At 67.6% G+C, this 19,448-nt stretch carries 18 protein-coding genes; 16 read left to right on the top strand and 2 right to left on the bottom strand.

Going from position 1 to position 19,448, the window contains the following annotated elements; all coding sequences use genetic code 11:
• The first annotated feature begins 77 nt into the window (after positions 1–77).
• The 6 genes from A6W98_RS03020 (at position 78) to dxs (ending at position 5,408) form a co-directional block, all read left to right on the top strand.
• Positions 78–593 (top strand): MarR family winged helix-turn-helix transcriptional regulator, encoded by a 516-nt coding sequence (locus A6W98_RS03020; RefSeq protein WP_042457747.1) that lies wholly within the window; start codon positions 78–80, stop codon positions 591–593.
• Positions 590–1,294, top strand: a complete 705-nt coding sequence (locus A6W98_RS03015) for a response regulator (protein WP_042457744.1) — start codon at positions 590–592, stop codon at positions 1,292–1,294. The genes A6W98_RS03020 and A6W98_RS03015 overlap by 4 nt, the downstream gene beginning before the upstream one ends.
• Before the next feature lie 103 nt (positions 1,295–1,397).
• Entirely contained in the window at positions 1,398–2,333 is a 936-nt protein-coding gene (locus A6W98_RS03010; protein ID WP_042457741.1) for a histone deacetylase family protein, read from the top strand.
• A complete protein-coding gene (locus A6W98_RS03005; RefSeq protein ID WP_042457738.1) occupies positions 2,330–2,572 on the top strand; it encodes an exodeoxyribonuclease VII small subunit in 243 nt (80 codons plus the stop codon). Before A6W98_RS03010 ends, A6W98_RS03005 begins: the two co-directional genes overlap by 4 nt.
• Before the next feature lie 5 nt (positions 2,573–2,577).
• The gene (locus A6W98_RS03000; RefSeq protein ID WP_042457735.1) at positions 2,578–3,447 is read left to right on the top strand and encodes a polyprenyl synthetase family protein; all 870 of its coding nucleotides are present in this window, start codon (positions 2,578–2,580) and stop codon (positions 3,445–3,447) included.
• A 29-nt stretch (positions 3,448–3,476) separates the two neighbouring features.
• Complete coding sequence (gene dxs, locus A6W98_RS02995) at positions 3,477–5,408, top strand: 1-deoxy-D-xylulose-5-phosphate synthase (RefSeq protein WP_042457724.1); 1,932 nt, start codon at positions 3,477–3,479, stop codon at positions 5,406–5,408.
• Between the two features lie 99 nt (positions 5,409–5,507).
• Here the strand turns inward: dxs and A6W98_RS02990 are convergent, their stop codons facing one another.
• Positions 5,508–6,368 (bottom strand): SDR family oxidoreductase, encoded by an 861-nt coding sequence (locus tag A6W98_RS02990; protein ID WP_042457720.1) that lies wholly within the window; start codon positions 6,366–6,368, stop codon positions 5,508–5,510.
• Between the two features lie 222 nt (positions 6,369–6,590).
• Here A6W98_RS02990 and A6W98_RS02985 point away from each other — a divergent pair, with 222 nt between their 5' ends.
• Together A6W98_RS02985 and A6W98_RS02980 are read left to right on the top strand one after the other, a co-directional pair.
• Positions 6,591–8,069, top strand: coding sequence for an AMP nucleosidase (locus A6W98_RS02985; protein WP_042457717.1), 1,479 nt, complete (start codon positions 6,591–6,593; stop codon positions 8,067–8,069).
• Positions 8,070–8,415: 346 nt separating this feature from the next.
• The gene (locus A6W98_RS02980) at positions 8,416–8,703 is read left to right on the top strand and encodes an HU family DNA-binding protein (RefSeq protein ID WP_042457714.1); all 288 of its coding nucleotides are present in this window, start codon (positions 8,416–8,418) and stop codon (positions 8,701–8,703) included.
• A gap of 239 nt (positions 8,704–8,942) precedes the next feature.
• Here the strand turns inward: A6W98_RS02980 and A6W98_RS02975 are convergent, their stop codons facing one another.
• Complete coding sequence (locus A6W98_RS02975) at positions 8,943–9,713, bottom strand: DeoR/GlpR family DNA-binding transcription regulator (protein WP_042457711.1); 771 nt, start codon at positions 9,711–9,713, stop codon at positions 8,943–8,945.
• Between the two features lie 273 nt (positions 9,714–9,986).
• Between A6W98_RS02975 and hisN the strand changes: the two genes are divergently transcribed.
• The 8 genes from hisN to A6W98_RS02935 all read left to right on the top strand — a co-directional run bounded on the left by hisN (position 9,987) and on the right by A6W98_RS02935 (position 19,431).
• Positions 9,987–10,781, top strand: coding sequence for a histidinol-phosphatase (gene hisN / locus A6W98_RS02970; protein ID WP_042457708.1), 795 nt, complete (start codon positions 9,987–9,989; stop codon positions 10,779–10,781).
• A gap of 72 nt (positions 10,782–10,853) precedes the next feature.
• Positions 10,854–12,428, top strand: a complete 1,575-nt coding sequence (locus A6W98_RS02965) for an ABC transporter substrate-binding protein (RefSeq protein WP_042457705.1) — start codon at positions 10,854–10,856, stop codon at positions 12,426–12,428.
• A gap of 77 nt (positions 12,429–12,505) precedes the next feature.
• The gene (locus A6W98_RS02960; protein ID WP_042457701.1) at positions 12,506–13,486 is read left to right on the top strand and encodes an ABC transporter permease; all 981 of its coding nucleotides are present in this window, start codon (positions 12,506–12,508) and stop codon (positions 13,484–13,486) included.
• The gene (locus A6W98_RS02955; protein ID WP_042457699.1) at positions 13,486–14,397 is read left to right on the top strand and encodes an ABC transporter permease; all 912 of its coding nucleotides are present in this window, start codon (positions 13,486–13,488) and stop codon (positions 14,395–14,397) included. Before A6W98_RS02960 ends, A6W98_RS02955 begins: the two co-directional genes overlap by 1 nt.
• A 1-nt stretch (position 14,398) precedes the next feature.
• Positions 14,399–16,282, top strand: coding sequence for an ABC transporter ATP-binding protein (locus A6W98_RS02950; protein WP_042457698.1), 1,884 nt, complete (start codon positions 14,399–14,401; stop codon positions 16,280–16,282).
• Positions 16,275–17,549, top strand: a complete 1,275-nt coding sequence (locus tag A6W98_RS02945; RefSeq protein ID WP_042457696.1) for a Zn-dependent hydrolase — start codon at positions 16,275–16,277, stop codon at positions 17,547–17,549. The genes A6W98_RS02950 and A6W98_RS02945 overlap by 8 nt, the downstream gene beginning before the upstream one ends.
• The gene (locus tag A6W98_RS02940; protein ID WP_042457694.1) at positions 17,546–18,490 is read left to right on the top strand and encodes a phosphotransferase; all 945 of its coding nucleotides are present in this window, start codon (positions 17,546–17,548) and stop codon (positions 18,488–18,490) included. Before A6W98_RS02945 ends, A6W98_RS02940 begins: the two co-directional genes overlap by 4 nt.
• Complete coding sequence (locus tag A6W98_RS02935) at positions 18,487–19,431, top strand: choline/ethanolamine kinase family protein (RefSeq protein ID WP_081251740.1); 945 nt, start codon at positions 18,487–18,489, stop codon at positions 19,429–19,431. Before A6W98_RS02940 ends, A6W98_RS02935 begins: the two co-directional genes overlap by 4 nt.
• The last annotated feature ends 17 nt before the right edge of the window (positions 19,432–19,448 follow it).

The raw sequence follows: 19,448 nt of genomic DNA, 5'->3' as shown, positions 1-19,448 counted from the left end.
TTGAGTCTTGGAAAGTCAACAAGGCTGACATAAGATTGCTGAAAATTCGGTCACGATGCGAAGGACGGGAGGTCGCGATGGCCCAGATCGCCCCGGCGGTTACCCAGAAGAGCGGTGAAAGCCTGCTGTTTCTGACAGATGAACAGTTGCGAAAGGGAATCGAGGCGATGTTCTTCGCCTATCGCGGCTTCACCGCGGATCCCGACAGGATTCTCGAGGAACGGGGGTATGGCCGGGCGCATCATCGGGCGGTCCATTTCATCCACCAGGCGCCCGGGACCACCGTGAACAACCTGCTCTCGATCCTCGGCGTGACCAAGCAGTCGCTCAACCGGGTGCTGCGCGCGCTGATCGAGGACGGGCTGGTCGAAAGCCGGGTCGGGCATCGCGACAAGCGCGAACGCCACCTGTATCTGACCGAGGCCGGGCTCGATCTCGAACATCATCTCTCCGACGCGCAGCGCGCGCGGATGCGCGATGCCTATCGCGCCGCGGGTCCCGCCGCGGTGGCCGGCTTCCGCCAGGTGCTCGAGGCGATGATGGATCCCGAGATGCGCCGTCATTTCCACAGGATCACCGAGCGCGGGGCATGACGGGCGAGGCCGAGCTTCATCTGCTGATCGTCGACGACGATGAGCGGATCCGCGAGTTGTTGCGCAAGTTCCTGATGCGGCAGGGCTTCTGGATCAGCACCGCGCGCGATGCCGATCATGCCCGCAAGCTGTTGCAGGGGCTCGAATTCGACCTGATCGTGCTGGACGTGATGATGCCGGGCGAGGATGGCATCGCGCTGACCCGCGCGCTTCGGCAGGAGATCGCGACGCCGATCCTGTTGCTGACCGCGCGCGGCGAGACCTCGGACCGGATCCGGGGGCTCGAGGCCGGGGCCGACGACTATCTGCCCAAGCCCTTCGAGCCGAAGGAACTCCTGCTCAGGATCAACGCCATCCTGCGCCGGGTGCCGCAGGTGCGCTCCGAGATCGAGCTGCCGCAGGTGCTGCAACTGGGCCCGGTGCGCTACGATGTCGGCCGGGGCGAGCTCTGGCAGGGCGAGGAGCGGGTCCGGCTGACCGCGACCGAGGCCCAGCTGATGAAGATCTTCTCGGCCAATCCGGGCGAGGCGGTCAGCCGGACCCGGCTGGTCGAGGAACTGGGCCGCGATGGCGGGCAGGCGCAGGAGCGTGCGGTCGATGTGCAGATCACCCGGCTTCGGCGCAAGATCGAGAACGACCCGAAACAGCCCCGCTACCTGCAGACCGTGCGGGGCGAGGGCTACATGCTGGCGCCCGACTGATCCCGCACCCGGTGCCCGGTCCGTCCGCGTCCACCCTGGCCCGACAGAGGCCGCCTGCGCGCGGGGCTTGCCCGAAGGCGGCGCGCCCGCGTAGCCTTCGGACATGACCACGGCGTTCCTGACCCATCCCGACGGCCTCGACCATGCGACACCGCCCGGCCATGCCGAATGCGCCGACCGGCTGCGCGCCGTGACCGGGGCGCTGACGACCGAAGGCTTCGCCGGTCTGCTGCGCGAGGAGGCGCCGCTGGCCGACGAGGCCGAGCTGCTGCGCGCCCATCCGCAAGACTATATCGACGCGGTGAAGGCGGCGATCCCGGCCGAGGGCACGGTGCCGCTCGACCCCGATACCCATGTCTCGCCGGGCTCGTTCCGGGCCGCGCTCCGGGCGCTGGGCGGCACGCTGCGCGCGGTCGACATGGTGATGGCGGGCGCGGCCGCCAATGCCTTCGTCGCGATGCGCCCGCCCGGACATCACGCCGAGGCCGCCCGCGCCATGGGCTTCTGCCTGTTTTCCAACATCGCCATCGCCGCGAAATACGCGCTTGACCGGTACGGGCTGGCGCGGGTCGCGGTGGTCGATTTCGATGTGCATCACGGCAACGGCACCCAGGATCTGCTTTGGTCCGAGCCGCGCACGCTGTTCGTCTCGAGCCATCAGATGCCGCTTTATCCCGGCACCGGCGAGGCGGCCGAGACCGGGGCCGCGAACAACGTGCTGAACCTGCCGCTGGCGCCCCGCAGCGACGGGCGGGCCTTCCGCGCCGCCTTCGAGGCCCATGCGCTGCCCCGGCTCGAGGCCTTCGCGCCCGAGCTGGTGCTGGTCTCGGCCGGGTTCGACGCCCATGCCGCCGATCCGCTGGCCGAACTGGCCTGGCGGACCGAGGATTTCGCCTGGATCACCCACCGGCTCTGCGACATCGCGGAGACCCATTCGGGGGGGCGGCTGGTCTCGACACTGGAGGGCGGATATGATCTTGAAGCCCTTGGGGCCTCTGCGGCGGCCCATGTGGCGGTGCTGATGGAGCGGGGGGCATGACGGAAAAACCGATCGGGGAAATGACCTTCGAGGATGCGATGCGGGCTCTGGAAGAGGCCGTGGCCGCGCTCGAACGCGGCGAGGTGCCGCTGGAAGAGTCGATTGCGCTCTCGGAACGCGCGATGAAGCTGCGGCAGCATTGCGAAGCCAAGCTGCGGGATGCCGAGGCCAAGATCGAGGCGATGACGCTTGACGGCGCGGGCAACCCCACCGGGACGAAACCGGCCGAAGGTCTTTGACAGCGATGTTCCAGTCCAGCCTGAAATCCGCCGCCGAGCGGATCGAGACGCGTTTGACCGAGGCTTTGGCCGGCGCCGCCGACCAGCCCGTCACGCAGGCGATGCGCTATGCCGTCTCGGGCGGCAAGCGGCTGCGCGGGTTCCTGGTGCTCGAGTCGGCCGCGCTTTACGACATCGCGCCCGAGGCGGCGGTCGATGCCGCGGCCGCGGTCGAGGCGCTGCATGCCTACAGCCTTGTTCATGACGACATGCCCTGCATGGATGATGACGACCTGCGCCGCGGGCAGCCGACCGTGCATGTGAAATGGGATGACGGCACCGCGCTGTTGACCGGCGACGCGCTGCAGACGCTGGCCTTCGAGCTGCTGTCCGCGCCCGCCTGCCATCCCGACCCGGCGGTGCGGATCGATCTGGTGGCCTCTCTGGCCCGGGCCTCGGGCATCGACGGCATGGTGCTGGGCCAGGCCCAGGACATCGCCGCCGAGACCGCCGGCCGGTCGCTGACGCTCGATGAGATCACCGAGCTGCAGGCCAACAAGACCGGTGCGCTGATCCGCTGGTCGGCCGAGGCGGGCGCGCGTCTGGCCCGCGCCGATATCGCGCCGCTCACCGCCTATTCCACCGCGCTGGGCCTTGCCTTCCAGATCGCCGACGACATTCTCGACGTCGAGGGCGATGCCGCCAAGACCGGCAAGCGGGTCCACAAGGATGCCGAGGCCGGCAAGGCGACCTTCGTGTCGCTTCTGGGGCTCGACGGCGCCCGCGCCCGGGCCCTGGCCCTGGTCGAAGAGGCCGAGGCCGCGCTGGATCCCTTTGGCGGGCGGGCCGATCCGTTGAAGGCCGCCGCCCGTTTCGTCATTTCCCGAGAGTCGTAATCAGGTAACGCCCAAGGAGGGCTGCCCCAGTGAATAAACGCCCGAATACCCCGCTTCTCGACGGGATCGTCAGCCCTTCGGATCTCAAGGCGCTCTCGGATGCCCAGCTTGGGCAGGTCGCGCAGGAACTCCGGCAGGAGGTGATCTCGGCGGTCTCGGAAACCGGCGGGCATCTGGGCGCGGGGCTGGGCGTGGTCGAGCTGACGGTGGCGCTGCATGCGGTCTTCGACACGCCGCGCGACAAGCTGATCTGGGATGTCAGCCATCAGTGCTATCCGCACAAGATCCTGACCGGGCGCCGCGACCGCATCCGGACCCTGCGCCAGCAGGGCGGGCTGTCGGGCTTCTGCAAGCGCTCGGAAAGCGAATACGACCCGTTCGGCGCGGGCCACAGCTCGACCTCGATCTCGGCGGCGCTGGGCTTTGCCGTCGCCCGCGACCTGGGCACCGCGCCCGAGGCGGGGGTGGGCGATGCCATCGCGGTGATCGGCGACGGCTCGCTCTCGGCCGGCATGGCCTATGAGGCGCTGAACCATGCGGGCCATCTGGGCAAGCGGCTGATCGTGATCCTGAACGACAACGAGATGTCGATCGCACCGCCCGTCGGCGCCATGTCGCGCTATCTGAACCGGCTTTACGCGGGCGCCCCGTTCCAGGAATTCAAGTCCATCGCCAAGGGTGCGATCCGCCACCTGCCCGAGCCGTTCCAGGAGGGCGCCAAGCGCGCCAAGGATCTGGTCAAGCAGGTCACCGTCGGCGGCACGCTGTTCGAGGAGCTGGGCTTTTCCTATGTCGGCCCGGTCGACGGTCACGATCTCGACCAGCTGCTGGCGATCTTGCGCACGGTCAAGACCCGCGCCACCGGGCCGATGCTGATCCACGCCATCACCAAGAAGGGCAAGGGCTATGCGCCCGCCGAGAACGCGCCCGATTGCGGCCATGGCGTCTCGAAATTCGACATCGAGACCGGGGTCCAGAAGAAGACCCCCGCCAATGCCCCGAGCTATACCAAGGTCTTCGCCGAGGCGCTGATCCGCGAGGCCCGCACCGAGCGCAAGATCGTGGCGGTCACCGCGGCAATGCCCGACGGCACCGGTCTGAACCTCTTTGCCGAGCGCTTCCCCGAACGGATCTTCGATGTCGGCATCGCCGAGCAGCACGCCGTCACCTTCTCGGCCGGGCTGGCGGCGGGCGGGCAGAAGCCCTTCTGCGCGATCTATTCGACCTTCCTGCAGCGCGGCTATGACCAGATCGTCCATGACGTCGCGATCCAGCGCCTGCCGGTGCGCTTTGCCATCGACCGCGCCGGGCTTGTGGGCGCCGACGGGGCGACCCATGCGGGCGCCTTCGATACCGCTTTCCTCGCGAACCTGCCGGGGATGGTGGTGATGGCCGCCGCCGACGAGGCCGAGCTTGTGCATATGGTTGCCACCGCCGTCGCCCATGACGAGGGTCCCATCGCCTTCCGCTATCCGCGCGGCGAGGGCGTCGGCGTCGAGCTGCCCGAGAAGGGCGTGCCGCTTGAAATCGGCAAGGGCCGCATCATCCAGGAGGGCAAGCGCGTCGCGCTTCTGAGCTTCGGCACCCGGCTGAAGGAGGTCCGCGAGGCCGCCCAGGCGCTGGCCGCCGAAGGGATCGAGCCCACCATCGCCGATGCCCGTTTCGCCAAGCCGCTGGACGAGGATCTGATCCTGCGGCTTGCCCGCGAGCATGAGGCGCTGATCACCATCGAGGAGGGCGCCATCGGCGGCTTCGGCAGCCATGTGGCGCAGCTTCTGGCCGAGCGGGGCGTCTTCGACAACGGGCTCAAGTTCCGCTCGATGGTGCTTCCGGATACCTTCATCGACCATGCCAGCGCCGAGGCGATGTATGCCGATGCCCGGCTGAATGCGGCCGATATCGAGGCCAAGCTGCGCGAGGTTCTGGCCGGCGGTGCGGCGCAGGCCGCGCTTCGGGCCTGATAAACCGGGTTTGAAAACACGGGCCTGAGAACCAGGGCCGGAGAACCGGCCCGCAAGGCGGGTGCCCGCGGGGCACCCGTGCCGATCCCGGCGCTGACGTCAGCGGATCATTGCGGCGCGTTCCGTCTCCAGCAGAGCGGCCAGACCGGCGCGATAGTCGGGATGGCGCAGATGGACCCCGAGCTCGGTCTTGATCCGGTCGTTCCGGACCCGCTTCGATTCCGCGTAGAAGCTTCGGGCCATCGGGCTCAGCTCGGCCTTTTCGAAGGGAATGGCGGGCGGCACCGGCAGGCCCAGCATCTCGGCGGCGAAGGCGATTACCTCGTCGGGCGGGGCGGGCTCGTCATCGGCGAGGTTGTAGATCGCGCCGGGATCGGGCGCGGCCATCGAGGCGGCCAGCACCTGGGCGATATCCGCGACATGGATGCGCGAGAACACCTGGCCCTCCTTGACGATGCGCTGGGCGCGGCCCTCGCGCACCCGATCGAGCGGCGAGCGGCCCGGCCCGTAGATCCCCGCCAGCCGGAAGATATGCAGCGGCAGACCCAGCGCGGCCCAGCCCGCCTCGGCCGCGACCCGGGCCTCGCCGCGCGAGGTCGCGGGGGTCAGCGGCGCCGTCTCGTCGACCCAGTCGCCGCCATGATCGCCATAGACCCCGGTGGTCGAGAGATAGCCGACCCAGCGCAGGTGCCGCGCCGCGCGCAACGTCTCGCCGAGGGCGGCCAGCACCGGATCGCCCGAGGCGCCGGGCGGCACCGAGGTCATGAGATGCGTGGCCGCGGCCAGATCGGGGCCGAGATCGTCTCCGGGCCAGATCCGGGCCTCGATGCCGGTCCGGCGGAGCGCCTCGGCGCCCTCGGCGCTGCGGCTGGTGCCGATCACGCGCCAGCCCGGTTCGAGGCTCTGCGCAAGCTCGCGGGCGGAATATCCATGCCCGATGGAAAGAAGTGTCCCTGTCATGTCCCATAGATTGTTCCGCGCGGCGCCGCTGGCAAGGGGGCGGGGTCTGTCGAGGTCCCGGGCCTTGGGTGGGCGGCCCCGCGTTTGCCAGGGGCGAGGCTTCGCCCCGTGTCTGGTAACGGCGAGGCTTGCGCCCCGTGTTTGCGACGGGCGAGGCTTGCGCCTCGCGGGCAAAGCGTGACACTTGGCCCAACCCCGCCCCAGCCGACCGGAGACCTGCCCATGCCGGACCAGAGCGACCTTCCGCTTTCCAGCCCCAGCCTGCCCGACGCCGAAGCCTTCACGGATGCGGCCGCAGCCGTCGGACGGCTGGTCGAGCTTTATGAGACCGCAACCGGTTTTCTTCGGGCCCGCTTCGCCGAGGTGCTGTCCGGATCGGCCCCCCATGCCCGGTTCCGCGCGGTCTATCCCGAGATCCGCTTCACCACGGTCAGCCATGCCCTGGTCGACAGCCGCCTGTCTTTCGGTCATGTCGCCGAGCCCGGCACCTATGTCACCACCGTCACCCGGCCCGATCTTTTCGCCAATTACCTGCGCCAGCAGATCGGGCTGCTTCTGGAAAACCACGGCCAGCCGGTGATGATCGGCCCCTCGACCACGCCGATCCCGATTCATTTCGCGATGGGCAGCGCCGGGGTCACCGTGCCCCAGGACGGCGCGCTGGAGGTGCCCTTGCGCGATCTCTTCGACGTGCCGGACCTGACCACGACCAATGACGACATCGTCAACGGCACCTGGACCATGCCCGAGGGCGCGGCCCGGCCGCTGGCACCCTTTACCGCGCAGCGCGTGGATTATTCGCTGGCCCGGCTCGCGCATTACACCGCGACCGCGCCCGAGCATTTCCAGAACCACGTCCTGTTCACCAACTACCAGTTCTATGTCGAGGAATTCGAGGCGCTGGCGCGGCGGGCGCTGGCCGATCCCGACAGCGGCTATACCGCGCTGGTCGGTCCCGGCAATGCCGAGATCCGGGCGCCCGAGACCCAGCTGCCGGTGCCGCTCAAGCTGCCGCAGATGCCCTCCTATCACCTCAAGCGCGCCGACGGGCAGGGCATCACGCTGGTCAATATCGGCGTCGGCCCCTCGAATGCGAAGACCGCGACCGACCATATCGCGGTGCTGCGCCCGCATGCCTGGCTGATGGTGGGCCATTGCGCGGGCCTGCGCAATTCGCAGCGGCTGGGCGATTTCGTGCTGGCCCATGGCTATCTGCGCGAGGATCATGTGCTGGACAACGACCTGCCGCTCTGGGTGCCGATCCCGGCGCTGGCCGAGATCCAGGTCGCGCTGGAGGATGCGGTCGAGGAGGTGACCCGGCTCGAGGGCTACGGGCTCAAGCGGATCATGCGCACGGGCACGGTCGCCACCATCGACAACCGCAACTGGGAACTGTCGGACCAGACCGGCCCGGTGCAGCGGCTGTCGCAGTCCCGCGCCATCGCGCTCGACATGGAAAGCGCCACCATCGCCGCCAACGGCTTTCGTTTCCGGGTGCCCTACGGCACGCTGCTTTGCGTGTCCGACCGGCCTTTGCATGGCGAGCTGAAGCTGCCGGGCATGGCGTCTGATTTCTACAAGACCCAAGTCGCGCGGCATCTGGCGATCGGGGTGCGGGCGATGGAGCTTCTGCGTGACATGCCGCTGGAACGCATTCACAGCCGCAAGCTGCGCAGCTTCGAGGAAACCGCCTTTCTCTGACATCGGCGCAACGCCCGGGCCCGGGCTTTAACCGTGCTTGGACCGCGCAGGGATCGCCCGGCGCCGGTGCCCGGGAGCCGCGTTGCGGGACGGCGCCGCTATGGGCCGGAGCCGGTATCGGGATCCGCCGTTCCCGGCCCCGGATGAGGCGTTCGGGCCCCCGATAGGGGGAAAAGCGCCGGTGCGGTCGGCTTCGGCTTGCGCATTGCCTCCGATGGGCCGAAAAACGGTCGCAGAACGCTATGAAATACGGTTGTTTGCCCCACAAATGGTTGTGTGGGCCCGCAATACTGAGTTAAATACACGCGACACGCCCCCACAGAGGGCAGGAACGAGGAGACCATACATGGCCAAACCCATGACCAAGACCCAGCTGGTTGCGGCCCTCGCCGAGGAGATGGAGGCCGACAAGAAAACCGCCTCCGCCGCCCTCGAAGCGATGACCGCGATTATCACCCGTGAGGTGGCGGCCGGCGGCTCGGTGACCCTGCCCAGCGTGGGCAAGATCTACTGCCGCGAGCGCCCCGAGCGCATGGTGCGCAACCCGGCCACCGGCGAGCAGTTCAAGAAGGACGCCGACAAGGTGGTGAAGGTCACCATCGCGAAGGCCCTGAAGGACAGCGTGAACGGCTGATCCACCAGCGTCAGGTCGATAGTTTACGGTTCAGGGCCGCCCAGGGGGCGGCCCTTTCGTTTGGGCAAGGTCCGGGGGTGACAGGTCGCGACATGGCGACCCTGATGGCCGGAACCCCATGCCCCGGGTTGGCAGGACGGGCGGCGAAACCGCCGGTCGGCAGGTAGCCTGTCAAGACCCTGATGAAAGGCCCTTTCAGGCGTTTCCGCGCTGTTGCCCGTGGCCTGACCGGGAAGGACTCAGAGGCCCGGGCGCGTCTCTGCGTAATGGATCTCGCCGCGGGGCAGGCGCAGGCTGCGGTCGGCGGCGTCATCGGTGACCAGATGGTCGATTTCGTCGAGACGGCAGATCGAGACCCGGCTTTCGGTGCCGATCTTCTCCGAATGGCACAGCATGATGCAATCGCGCGAGCGCCGCATCATGGCGCGGGCGACCTCGGCCTCGTGCAGTGCGTAATCGGTCGCGCCCCGGTCGGCATGCAGTCCGACCGGCGAAAGCACGGCGTAATCGGCAAGGAAGCGGTCGATCTCGGACAGGGTCATCTCGCCATAGGTGGCGGGCACGTCGGTATGGGGGCGTCCGCCCAGCAGAAGCGTGTCGCAGTCCCGGGCGGGGCCGGCGAGCTGTGCGATCTCGATGGAATTGGTGATGATCCGCATCTCGCCCTCCCGCGCCAGCGCCCGGGCGAAGGCGCAGGTCGTGGTGCCCGCGTCGATGAAGACGGTCGAACCCGGCGGGATCAGGGTCGCGGCCAGCGCGCCGATGGCGGCCTTCTTGTCCGCATGGACGACGCGGCGTTCCGAGAAGGCGGGCTCTGGCAGGATCTCGCGATCCGCCGCGACGGCGCCGCCATGGACCCGGGTCAGGCTGCCGCTCTGTTCCATCTCGAGAAGGTCGCGGCGCACGGTTTCATGCGAGACGTCGAACATCCGCGCCAGCTGGGCGGTGAAGACCCGGCGGTCATGGCCGAGCCGCTCCAGGATCTTCGCGTGTCTTTCGTAAGGCTGCATCCCGGAACTCTCCTCATATCCCTTGTGTCTTTTTAGCAGGCCCTGCGGGATTCGCCACATTTGCGTGGGAAATTTGTGGGACCTGGGGGCGGAATGTCGCGGAGCTTGCCTGTTTAATCGCGTATTCCACACGCTTTCGGGCGTGCAGCACGCTTATCATCTAGGCTATTTGTGAATTATGGGGATTTATGTGCGTTTTTCTTGACGTTTTCCGTCCTGACTGTGGAAGCTGGAGAAAGAACATGTCGAATTGCAAGGCCGGGGTTGGTACTTATGGGCGAGTTGGGCGATGCGCTGCGTTTCGCGAATGACACGGCAGACGAGGCGGGCCGCGTCGCGCTGAAGCATTTCCGTCAGGCGCTGGATGTCGAGAGCAAGGCCGATGACAGTCCCGTCACCCTGGCCGACCGCGCCGTCGAGGCGCTGATGCGCGACCGGATCATGGCGCGCTTTCCCGGCCATGGCATCTTCGGCGAGGAACAGGCGCCGCTGCGCCCCGACAGCGACCACCTGTGGGTCGTCGATCCGATCGACGGCACCAAGAGCTATGTCACCGGCAATCCGCTGTTCGGCGGGCTGATGGCGCTTCTGAAGGATGGCGCGCCCTGTCTGGGGCAGATCGACATGCCCGCGCTCGGCGAGCGCTGGTGCGGGGTCGAGGGCCAGGCCACCACCCTGAACGGTCGGCCTTGCCGCACCAGCGCCTGCACCGATCCGGCCGAGGCCTTCGCCTATACCACCGATCCCATGCTGTTCTCGGGCGCCGATAGCGAGGTGCTGGAGATGCTGCGCCGGTCGGTCCGGATGCTGCGCTTCGGCGGCGATTGCTATGCCTATGCGCTTCTGGCCTCGGGCCATTGCGATCTGGTGCTGGAAACCGGGCTGCAGCCTTACGACTACCTGCCGCTGGTGCAGGTCATCCGCGGCGCGGGCGGGGTCATCACCGACTGGCAGGGGCAGGCGCTTGGCGTCGGCTCGGCCGGCGAGGTGCTGGCTGCGGCCACGCCCGAGCTGCACCGGGCCATGCTGGACCGGATCGCGAGGCTGCGGGCAGGCCAGGCGGCCTGAGGCAGCGATCCCGGATCAACCGGGGCCTGCCGTCATCACGACAACAGACAGACCAACAAGGAGAGCACCACCATGGACAGACGGAGTTTCCTTCGATACGGCGCCCTGGCCGGAACGGCCCTGGGCGCGGCGCGCATCAATCCCGACTTCTTCTTCAGCTCGGCCTTTGCGCAGGAGGCCCGCCCGCTGGTGTTCCTCTCGGCCGAGAACATCACCGGCAACTGGGACCCGACCGCGCATACGACGCTGTCCCAGACCAATATCGAGGGCTTCGTCATGGGTTACCTGACCCGGGCCCCGATGCGCCCCGACGATCCCGAAAAGGTGGTCTACGAGCTCGCCACCGAGATCACCGAACTGGATGCCCACCGGCTGCAGATCAAGCTGCGGGACGGCATCACCTTCCATGACGGCAAGCCCTTCACCGCCGAGGACGTCAAGGCGACCTTCGAATATGGCGCCCAGCTCGACCGGCCCAAGCAGGTCTATCCGGGCGGCCCCGACACTTTCGCGGTCGAGACCCCCGACGATCATACCGTGATCGTCGACACCTCGAAGGGCGGCTATGGCGCCTCGCTGTTCATCTTCCTTGCCTCCTATCTGCCGATCCTGTCGGCGAAGGACGTGGCCGGGGGCCCCAAGGGGCCGCTGTCGCAGCGGCTGAACGGCACCGGCCCCTTCCGCTTTGTCGAGCAGCGCGGCAACGACACCGTGATGGAAGCCTATGAGGGCTATTTCCGCGGCGCGCCCAAGGTCACGGGCGTCACCTTCTCGTTTGTGGGCGATGCCACGACCCGGATGCTGTCGCTGATGAACGGGCAGGCCGATGTCATCGAACGGCTGGAGCCCGAACAGGTCGAGACGCTGGAGGCGCGCGACGACATCAAGATCTCGCGGCTGGTCTCGGTCGAGAACAAGTACCTGTGGTTCCGCTGCTCGAAGCCGCCCTTCGACGACTGGCGCGTGCGCAGGGCCGCCTGCCATGCCATCGACCGCAGCATGATCATGGAGATCATGGGCTCGGCCGGCGAGGCCTCGTCGAATTTCATCTCGCCGATCAAGTTCGGCTATATCGATCTGGAGAATTACCCCGAATACGATCCCGACGAATGCCAGCGCCTGCTGGCCGAGGCGGGCTATCCGGGCGGCGAGGGGCTGCCCGAGCTGGAATACATCACCTCGACCGGCTTCTATCCCAAGACCAAGGAATATGGCGAGCTGATCGCGGCGCTGCTGCAGGAACAGGGCTTCCCGGTCAAGCTGAACGTGATGGAGGTCGCGGCCTGGAACGAGCGGCTCTACGACCGCCCAGGCGGCGGCCCGGGCCATATGGTCGATTGCGGCTGGTCCACCGGCTCGCCCGAGCCCGATCTGGTCCTGCGCACGCATTTCCATTCCAGCGCCAAGCGGATCTGCGGCATCGTCGATCCCGAGATCGACGCCGCGCTCGATGCCGAACGCGACGCGCCCTCGCTCGAGGCGCGCAAGGAAAGCCTGCAGACCAACCTGATGCCGATGCTGGCCGACAAGGCCCCGGCGCTGAGCCTGTTCACCTCGGTGCTGATCCACGGGATGCGAAGCAATGTGGACGGGCTCTTCATCTATCCGGATGGCCAGTCGGACGCATCCCGGACGACGCTGAGCTGATCGGCCGGCCGGAGCCCCGCCACTCATCCGGGGGCTCCGGCCATCGACGGGAACGCCACGCATCCGGGAGCTTGCCGATGTTCATCCTAAGATTCCTCGCGCGACGGCTGGGGCAGGGCGCGATCATCATCTTTCTGGTCTCTGCCCTGATCTTCACGCTGTTGCGCGTCGTGCCGGGCGATCCGGTCCGGCTGATGGTGGGGGGCATGGCCCCCGATACCCTGGTCGAGGAGATCGCCGCCGAAATGGGGCTGCGCGATCCGATCTACGTCCAGTTCGGCCGCTACATGGGCAATGTGCTGCAGGGCGATCTGGGCGAATCCTTCGTGCGGCCCGCCAGCGGCGCTGCCGTGGGGGGCGCAAGCTTCGACGATTCCACCCGCGGCGAGCGCGCCAAGGTGCTTGACCTGATCGCCGAGACCGCGCCGATGACGCTGCAGCTGGCGCTGCTGGCGATGGTCTTTGCCCTGATGATCGGGGTGCCCATCGGCGTCTGGGGCGGGCTTTACCCGGGGCGGCTGCCCGACCGGCTGGCGCTTTATAGCTCGTCCCTGTTCGTGAGCCTGCCCAATTTCTGGCTGGGGATCGTTCTGGCGCTCTTGTTGTCGGTCAAGCTGAACCTGCTGCCCGCCATCGGCTACAAGGGGTTTTCCTACACCATCCTGCCGGCGCTGGTTCTGGCGGTCGAGATCGCGCCCTTCATCATCCGCACCCTGACCGTCTCGGTGGCGGGGGTGATGGGGCAGAGCTTCATCGACATCGCCCGCGTGCGTGGCCTGTCGCGCAACCAGATCGTCTTTCGCCATGCGCTGAAGAATTCGGCAGTGCCGCTTCTGAACCTGCTGGGCGTGCAGTTCTCGATGCTTCTGGGCGGGGTTCTCGTGATCGAGTTCATCTTCGACTACCCGGGGCTCGGCCTTCTGACCATCAATGCCGTGATGCAGCGCGATTTCCCGCTGATCCAGGGCATCGCCATCGTCACCGCCGCCGTCTTCGTCCTGATCAACATCGCCGTGGACCTTCTGGCCACCGCCATCGATCCGAGGCTCGACTACTGATGACCAGCACCGATATGCCCCTTGCCATGACCGGCCCCGAGACCGGGCGCCGCGTGTCCACCCGGATCTGGCAGACCGCCTTCGCCTCGGTCGAGTTCCGGATCGGGCTGACCGTCTTCGTTCTGCTTCTGCTGGCGGCGCTGCTGTATCCCGAGCTCAGCGGCATCGACCCGACCAAGATGAACATCCGCGCCAAGCTGACCCCGCCCGTCTTCATGGGCGAGGGCTGGAGCTGGGCGCATCCGCTGGGCACCGACCAGCTTGGCCGCGACATGCTTTCGCGCGCACTTGTGGGCTTGCGCTATTCGCTTCTGATCGGGGTCTCGACCACGGTCCTGATGCTGCTGGCGGGGGCGATGATCGGGCTGTTCTCGGGCTATTTCGGCGGCCGCACCGATACCGTCCTGATGCGGCTGACCGATGCCCAGCTGTCGATCCCGATGATCATCCTCGCGATCACCATCTTGGGCGTCTCGCGGCCCACGATCCCCTCGATCATCCTGGTGCTGGGGCTGGCGGGCTGGCCGGTCTATGCGCGGGTGATGCGCTCGACCGTGATGTCCGAGCGCAAGAAGGAATATGTGCGCGGCGCGATGGTGCTGGGGGCCACCGATCTGCGGATCATGTTCACGCTGCTGCTGCCGCTGGTGCTGCCGCCGATGGCCTTCGTAGCGGTCTTGGATATCGCGCGGATGATGATCTTCGAAAGCGTGCTGGGCTTTCTGGGTCTGGGCGTGCAGCCGCCCACCCCCACCTTCGGCAATGTCATCGCCGACGGGCGCAAGTACCTGATGAACGCCTGGTGGATCGCCACCATGCCCGGCGTCTTTCTGGTGCTGACCCTGACCAGCATCAACCTGATGGGTGCCTCTCTCGAACGCGCCCGGAACGCGATCTACGGAGGAGCGTGAGATGGCCCTGGACATGACCGCAACCCCCGACAGGCTGCTGCCCGATACCCTGCTCAGCGTGCGTGGCCTGAATGTCGTCGCCGGCGACAGGCCGATCCTGACCGACATCTCCTTCGATCTGGCGCCGCGCTCGATCCTGTCGGTGATCGGCGCCACCGGCGCGGGCAAGACCGTGCTGGCCCGTGCGCTTGCCAGCTGGCTGTCGGCGCCGCTCCGGGTGACGGGGGGCGAGATCCGGTTTCGCGGCCGCGACCTCGTGGCCGACCCCGCGCATGCCCGCAATCTTGCCGGGCGCGAGATCGCCTATGTCGGCGGCAACCCGGCGGGCGCGCTCGACCCGACCATGACGGTGGGCGCGCAGCTGGTGGAAAAGCTCCGCGCGGTCCGGCCCGACATCTCTGCCGAGGCGGCGCGGCAAAAGGCGATCCGGCTGCTGGAGGCGGTGCATATCCCCTCGGCCGCGCGCCGCTTTCACGAATATCCGTTCCAGTATTCGGGCGGCATGATGCAGCGGGCGATGATCGTCGATGCGCTGATCTCGGACCCCGCGCTTCTGATCGCCGACAACATCACCCAGCCGCTGGACGTGACCGTGGCCGCCCAGATCCTCAAGCTGATGCGCGAGCTGAATTCCGAATTCTCGACGGCGATCCTGTTCATCTGTTCCTCGCTGCCGGTGGCCTGCGATGCCTCGGACGAGGTGATGGTGCTGCATGAGGGCCGGGTGGTCGAACGCCAGACCCCGGCGGCGCTGGTGGCAGGTCCGGAACACAGCTACACGCGCGCGCTGATCGCCGAGCTGCCCACGCTCTGGCAGGACGGGCAGACCGGCGCGGGTCGCGATATCGACCGGAACCGGCGCGCGATCATGTCGGTCCGGGGGTTGGCCAAGGCCTATGAGGTGCGCGCGCGCGGCCAGGCCGGCGTGTCGCGGGTGCAGGCGGTCCGCAATGTCGAATTCGACGTCTTTCCGGGCGACAATTTCGGTGTCGTCGGCGAATCCGGCTGCGGGAAATCCTCGCTGATGCGGCTTCTGACCGGGCTGGAACGGCCCGATGCGGGCTCGGTCTTCTTCGAGGGCGAGAATGTCGCCGCCGCCAGCCCCAGACGCCTGCGCGAACTGCGCCGCAGGTTCCAGCTGGTGCTGCAGGACCCTTACGGCTGCCTGCCGCCGCAATCCGCGATCGGCGCGATCCTCGAGGAGCCCCTGAAGATCCACCGGATCGGCAATGCGGCCGAGCGGCGCGACCGGGCGCGGGCGGTGATGGCCGAGGTGGGGCTTGACGACAGCCTGTACCGGTCGCTGCCCACCGGGCTTTCGGCCGGCCAGCGCCAGCGGCTGAACGTGGCCCGCGCGATGATCCTGGAACCCCGGCTTCTGATCATGGACGAGACGCTGTCGGCGCTTGACCAGACCGAACAGGGCAAGCTTCTGGATCTGTTCGACAAGCTGCAGGCCCAGCACGGCTTTACCTATATCTTCATCTCGCATGACCTGACCATGGTGCGGCAGGTCTGTTCGCGGATCGCGGTGATGTATCTGGGCGAGACGGTCGAGGTCGCGCCCAATGAGCGGCTGTTCTTCGACCCGGGCCATCCCTATAGCCGCGCGCTGCTTTCGGCCGCGCCGACGCTGGAGGAACGCCGCTACCGGCCCGAGGACTGCCTGCTGGAAGGCGAACCCCCAAGCCCCATCGACCTGCCCCCGGGCTGCGCCTTCGCCAGCCGCTGCCCGCAGGCCTTCGACCGCTGCCGGGCCGAGAACCCGGCCCTGCGCGCGCGCGGCGGTCATGCGCTGGCCGCCTGCTTCCTGAACCCCGAACCCGACATCGCCCTGCCCGAAAATGCCCTGCCCGAGACTGCCACGGAGACCCCCCATGCCTGAAATGCCCAGCCTTGCCCGCATCGACGCCGATCTTCTGCACGGGCTCATGGAGAAGGTGTCGGAATTCGGCTCGACCGGCGATGGCGGTGTCGACCGCCCGGTCCTGACCGATGCCCACAAGGCCGCCCGCGACTGGTTCCGCTCCGAGCTGACCGCCCGCGGCTATACCGTGCTGGTCGACGCGATCGGCAACCTGTTCGGGCGGATCGACCTCGCGGGGCCGGACGCGCCCCTGGTGATGATCGGTTCGCATCTCGACAGCCAGCCCAGGGGCGGGCGGTTCGACGGCGCCTATGGGGTGATGGCGGCACTGGCCGCGATCGAGAGTTTCCGCCGCGATGTCAGGAAGCCGCGCTGCAACTATGTCATCGCCGACTGGATGAACGAGGAGGGCGCGCGGTTCCAGCCCAGCCTTCTGGGCTCGTCGGTTTTTGCCGGGCTTGTCGATCTCGACTGGGCGCTGGCGCGGCGCGACCGCGACGGGAAAAGCGTCGGCGAAGAGCTGGTCCGGACCGGCTACAAGGGCACCGACCCCGCCCCGCGCCCCGATCTGTATCTCGAGATCCATATCGAGGGCGATGCCAAGATGGAGACAGCGGGCGCCCGCATCGCCCCCTTCCTGCGCCATTGGGGCGCGCTGAAGGTGCGGATCGAGGTCACAGGCGAGCAGAACCATACCGGCCCGACGCCGATGGAGGACCGCAAGGATGCGGTTCTGGGCGCGGCCCATATCATCGCCGAGATACGGCGGCTGGCCGATATCGCCGAGGACACGCTTTATACCTCGGTGGCGCGGGTCGACATCTCGCCCAATTCACCCAATATCGTGCCCGGGAAAGCCGTGCTTTTCTGCGAGCTTCGGGCGCCCGAACCGGCGATGCTGGACTGGTCCGAGGCCAGCCTGCGCGCCGCCTTGCCGGAACTGGCCGCGAAGGCCGCGACCCATGCCGAGATCGTCTCGATCGACCGTCGCCCGGCCGGAAAGTTCGATCCGCGCCTCGCCCGGCTGACCGAACGCGTTGCCGACGATTTCGGGCTGCCCCGGATGCAGCTTGACACCATCGGCGGCCATGACGCGGTGGCGGTGAACGCGATCCTGCCCAGCCTCGTCTTCGCGGTGCCCTCGGTCGGCGGCGTGATCCACCGCAATGACGAATATACCAGCCCCGAGGATCTGGCCGCGGGCGGCGACGTGCTGACCGACATGGTCCGCCGGATCGACCGCGCGGGCGGCGATCTGGATTTTGCCCTGGGGGCGAATGCATGACCGGGGCGCTTGTCACAGACCAGATGATGGCCGCCGCCTGTGCCGCTGCGGGCCTGTCGGATGCAGACGCCCGGCCCGGGCCCGCGCCGCTGGCCTCGCCCAGCTACCTGGCGCTTGAAAGCGCCTCGATCCTGACCGCCGGGGGCGTCTTTCTCAAGGTCATGCATCCCGAGATGCGGGAAGGTTTCGATCTCGACGCTGCCATGACGCTGGCCCGGCAGGCGGGCGCGGCGGGGGTTGGGCCCAGGGTGCTGTGGTCGGACGCCGGGCAGGGCGCCATCGCCATGGAGGCGCTGACCGAGGCCGGGGGCTGGCGGCGCGCGATGCAGAAGGACTTGCAGGAGGCGCCGGTTCTGGCCGGGGCAATGGCCGCGCTGAAGGCGCTGCACGCGACGCCTGCGCTTTCCAACCGCTTCGATCCCTTCGCGCAGATCGACGCCCTGATCGCCGAGTATCGTCGCCTCGGCGCGCCCCTGCCCGACGATATCGACTGGCTGCGCCGTCTGATCGGCGCCGCCGAGCCGGTGCTGAGGGCGGGTGCCACGCTGGCGCCCTGCCGGAATGACGGGTCCGCCTCGAACCTGATGCTGGGGCCGGACGGCGCCGTCCTGCTGGTGGATTACGACCGGGCGGGGATGAACGACCCGCTTTACGACCTGGGCGCGCTGCTGGCCGAAACCACCGATTTCGAACGCGACATGCAGGCGGGCTTCGTCGCCTATGCGGGGTGCTTCGACGAGACCGGCTTTGCCCGTGCCCGGCTCTGGTCCTTCGTCGACGACATGCTGCATGCGCTCTGGTCTAGGCTGAAGGCGCGGACCTCGGTCCGGGGCGGCGTCGAATGGCTGAAATACGGCGAATGGCGGCTGATGCGGCTGCGGATGGCGCTGAACCATCCCGGCTTCGAGCAGAAGATCCGGCTGGCAGGAGGGGCGGCATGAGCATGAAGACGCTGGGCTGTGCCTCGCATCCGATGGAAGAGGCGATCGAGGCGGTGATCCGCAAGGCGCCCTTGTTCCGGGGCGGGGCGGGCATGGTCTATGGCCCGGTCTCGGGCGGGATCAGCAACGAGAACTGGCGGGTCACGGCGACCGATGGCAGCGGCGACTGGTTCGTCAAGATCCCCGGCAACGGCACCGAGATGTTCATCGACCGCAAGGCCGCCTTCGAGGCCTCGCAGAAGGCGGCGGCGGCGGGGCTCGGGCCGGGCGTCTATGGCGATCTGGCGGCCGAGGGCGTCGAGATCAACGATTTCATGGCCGACCGCCGCCCCGCGACCCATAGCGATTTCGCCGATCCCGCCAAGCGGCGCGCGGCCATCGCCGCCTATCGCAAGCTGCATGGCATGCCCGGGCTGGCCGCGACCAAGACCGTCTTCGACATGATCGACGAACATGCCGCGCAGGCCGCCGATCTGGGCGCGCCGCGCTTTCCCGACCATGACTGGATCATGCTGAACGAGCGGCTGGCGCGCGAGGCATTGATGGCTTCCGGGCTCGATCTTGTACCCTGTTTCAACGATCCGATGCCGGGCAATTTCATGGTGGGCGAGGACGGTTCGATCCTGCTGATCGACTATGAATATGCCTCGATGAACGATCGATGCTATGATTTCGGCCTGCTCTTCGGCGAGATGTTCTTCACCCCCGAACAGGAGCTGGAGCTGATCGAGGCGTATTTCGGCGAGGTCCGCCCCGAGATCGTGTCGCGCGTCATCCTCCACAAGGCGCTGGCCGATGTGAAATGGGCGCTTTGGTCCATGGTACAGCTGCGGGTGTCGCGGCTGGCCTTCGATTTCCACAAATACGGGATGTGGAAGCTGATGCGGTTCCGCCAGATCACCGGCCATCAGGACTGGCCGAAGCATCTGCGGACGGTCTGAAACGGGAGGGCGGAAAT

The organism is Rhodovulum sulfidophilum DSM 1374 (assembly GCF_001633165.1).
Lineage (GTDB): Bacteria > Pseudomonadota > Alphaproteobacteria > Rhodobacterales > Rhodobacteraceae > Rhodovulum > Rhodovulum sulfidophilum.
This window is presented reverse-complemented; position numbering and strand designations above follow the sequence as displayed.